We start from the raw sequence: 3,426 nt of genomic DNA on the forward strand, positions 1-3,426 counted from the left end.
GGTCGAAAGCGGTGGGCCATTCTCCGGGTTTGCCGAAGTGGATCGAACCTTGGCCGTGCTGGAAGGCGAGGGGATTGTCCTTGACATCGCCGGCCGCCCGGCCGCTACGGTGACCAAAGCTTCCGCCCCGCTTTCCTTTCCGGCCGATGTGCCGACGCAGGCGGCGCTGATCGCCGGTCCGATTATCGATCTCAATGTTATGACGCGGCGCGGACGGATAACCCATGCCGTCGAACGCGTGATGATTTCGACCTCGACGGATATCCACTCGCTGGCCGATGTGACTCTCATCCTGTGTTTTGACGGCGAGATCACGGTGGCCGGCGCGGCGCCTGTCCGCATCGGACCGCGCGATACGCTGTTGCTCGGGCCGGACGCCTTGAAGTGGTGCCTGGAGCCTGCGCGACCGGCGACGCTGTTCGTGATCCGCATCGATCGCGTTGCTGCAAACGATTAACGCCTGTTTCGAAACATGATCACAGCACCGGCGAAATATGCCGTAAGCTCAAGCCCAGATCACGAAAAAGCCCAAATCCTTCCGTCGATCAAGTCCCGGCGGGAGGGAGAGGTGGTTCGTCTGTAAGTTGTGGTGCGAAAACAAACTTTCGGCCCTTGTTTCGATGCAACCAATTGCATTTCATTCGGTTTTAGGGACATTGCCGTGGCGGTGACGCCGCTAACGCGTCCCCCATACGGAATTTTCAATGAATATCCAAACAGACCCCACCCAAATGGAAAAGTCGAGCGCAAGCTTCCCGGCCATCACGGAAGAGCCGATACGCTCCAATTTCCTGCCGGAAGAGCGCCTGCGCACGCTGGGTACAAGCCTCGCCAAGGGCGACGTCAACGATCTGTTCGGCCTGGGGCCGTTCGATTTCCAGCCACGCATCCGCGACAGTGCCAGGAAGGTCCTCGAAGTCTACCGCTCGACCAATGCCGCGCAGGCTAGAGGCGAGACGATTACGCCGGCGGCGCAATGGCTGCTCGACAACAACTATCTGGTCGAGGAAACCATCTTCCAGGTCAAGCGCGACCTGCCGCACCGTTTCTATCGGGAGTTGCCGACCCTGAAGCTGCGCGACGGCGCCAGCGTGCCGCGCGCGCTTGCGCTGGCCTGGACCTATGTCGCGCATTCGGACAGTTCCGTCTCGGCCGCCATGTTCAAGGCGATCGTCGAAGGCTTTCAGGCCGTCGAGCCACTGAAGATCGGCGAACTCTGGGCGCTGCCGTCGCTGCTGCGCTTCGTTCTGATCGAAAATCTTCGCCGGATCGCGGTCCGGGTCAATCGTACCCGGCAGATGCGCCAGATTGCCAACGAGGTTGCCGACCGCGTGCTGGCGGTCGACGACAGCGCCGACCGTCAGGCGATCCTGTCGAACTACGTCGCCCATGCACAAGACACCACCTTTGCCACCCAATTGCTCTACCGCCTGCGCGACGGGTCGCAAAATGCCGGCAGGGCGCTGGAATGGCTGGAGGGCGAACTCGAAAAGTCCGGCTCCGATGCCGAGGAAATCATAATCAGCGAGCATCGCACGCTGTCCGGCGGCAATGTGACCACCGGCAACATCATCCGCGGCCTCAGGCTTATCAACGATATCGACTGGACGGTTTGGTTCGAAGGTGTCAGCCGCATTGATAGCTTGCTGCGCGAGCGCACCGATTTCGCCGCGCTCGATTTCTTCTCGCGCGACCAGTACCGGACCGCGATCGAAGAAATGGCGCGCCGCTCCGATCGTTCCGAATTCCGCGTTGCCGAAAAGGCGATCGAACTCGCCGGCCATGCCGCTGTCGCCGATACCACCGGCACCGGTCCGACCGCTCACACCGACGTCGGGTTCTTTCTGGTCGGGCCGCGCCGGCTGGAACTGGAAAAGGCGATCGGCTATCGGCCGACCGTCAGCGTCACGATCAAACGGGCGTTCCGCAAGATCGGATGGCTGGGCATTGTCTTGCCGGTGTTCGCGCTGACGGTCCTGCTTCTGGTCCTCTCCGGCAACGCCCTTGCCAATCTCGGCCTGTCCAAATGGTCGATCGCCCTGATGCTGGCGCTGTTTGCCGTGCCGGCCAGCGAAGGCGCGCTTGCCTTCTTCAACACTGTCGTATCGTTGTTCCTAAAGCCCACGCGCCTCGTCGGCTACGACTACAGACGCGGCATGCCGCCCGAGGCCCGAACGCTGGTAGTGGTGCCGTCGCTGATCGGCTCGCGCGACGACGTCGAGGAGAACATCCGCAATATCGAAGTGCATCACCTGGCCAACACGGCGGACGAAATCCATTTCGCTCTGCTTTCGGATTGGCCGGACAGCAAAACCGAAATCGATGCGGCGGATATTGAGATCCTCCAATATGCTCGCGACGAGATCGCACGGCTGAACGCCCGCTATCCCAGCGAAGGGGCGCCGCGCTTCTACGTCCTGCATCGCCGGCGGCTCTACAATGAATCCCAGCGCGCCTGGATGGGCTGGGAACGCAAGCGCGGCAAGCTGCACGAACTGAATCTTCTGTTGCGCGGTGACAGCGACACCACCTTCCTGCCGCTGGATGTGCCGTTGCCAGAAAACGTTATCCATGTGATGACGCTCGACGCCGACACGCGCACCACCCGCGATGCCGTCGCCAGTTTGGTTGGCAAGCTTTGCCATCCGCTCAACCGCCCGCATTACGATGCGGCAAAGCGCGTTGTCACCGCCGGCTACACCATCCTGCAGCCGCGCATCACCGCTTCCCTGACCAGCGGCGACGATGCATCCTTCTTCCAGCGGGTGTTTTCCGCCAATCGAGGCCTTGATCCCTACGTATTTGCCGTCTCGGATATCTACCAGGACGTCTTCGGAGACGGCTCCTTCACCGGCAAGGGCCTCTATCATGTCGACGCCTTCGAAGCGGCGCTGAAGGGCCGCATCGACGAAAACACCATCCTCAGCCACGATCTGCTCGAAGGCGCCCTGGCACGCGCGGCGCTGGTCACGGACGTCGAACTGGTCGAGGACTATCCGACCCGCTATTCGGTCGACGCGTCGCGCCACCATCGCTGGGCACGCGGCGACTGGCAGCTTCTGGGCTTCATTCTCGATCCGCGCTCCGGCGTACCGGCGCTGTCGCGCTGGAAGATGGTCGACAATCTGCGCCGCTCGCTGACGCCGATCTTCTGGGTGATGGCGGCGATCGCCGGCTGGACGTTGCTGCCTTTCACGCAGGCCGCGCAATGGCAGGCGCTGCTGATCCTCACGCTTTTCATGGCGCCGACATTCGATATCGTCCACGCCATCCTGCCGAAAAGCGGCGACCAGACGCCGCGCGGCCATTTCTCGGCGCTGGCGCGCGACGTTGTCTTCGGCACCGCCCTGGTGGCGCTGAAGATCGTGCTGATGGCGCATCTGGCCTGGATGATGGCCGACGCCATCATTCGCACACTCTACCGTC

At 62.1% G+C, this 3,426-nt stretch carries 1 protein-coding gene and 1 pseudogene; both read left to right on the plus strand.

The features are described from left to right. On the plus strand, window positions 1-457 hold a 457-nt coding region (locus EOA85_RS30610), incomplete at its 5' end, for a HutD family protein (protein WP_127212222.1). A gap of 247 nt (window positions 458-704) precedes the next feature. Beyond that, window positions 705-3,426, plus strand: a pseudogene (locus EOA85_RS30615) (protein ndvB); the annotation flags it as partial.

This window comes from Mesorhizobium sp. M5C.F.Ca.IN.020.29.1.1 (assembly GCF_003997375.1).
Lineage (GTDB): Bacteria > Pseudomonadota > Alphaproteobacteria > Rhizobiales > Rhizobiaceae > Mesorhizobium > Mesorhizobium wenxiniae.